1 pseudogene is annotated in these 233 nt (G+C 44.6%); it reads right to left on the reverse strand.

Features of this window, described 5'->3' with window-relative positions:
* Positions 1–233, reverse strand: a pseudogene (locus ADI86_RS02235) (hypothetical protein); the annotation flags it as partial.

Genomic DNA, 233 nt, shown 5'->3' on the forward strand with positions numbered 1-233 from the left:
CCATCTTTACCTGGGATTTCTACCTTAGTTCCTGGTTTGTATGGAGTTCCAGCTGGTTTCTTAGGTGTTACCGTAACGTCACCTGTCTTAGGATCTTGTTCAACATCTAGTGTTGGTGTTGCTGGTGTGACTTTACCTGGTGTTGTTACTGGAACTTCCACAGCTGGTTTACCTGGTTCTGTAATCTTAGCTGTTCCTGGAACTTTACCGTCTGGTAATTCGCTGTTTGGTAC

The organism is Streptococcus pseudopneumoniae, from assembly GCF_001074975.1.
Lineage (GTDB): Bacteria > Bacillota > Bacilli > Lactobacillales > Streptococcaceae > Streptococcus > Streptococcus pseudopneumoniae_D.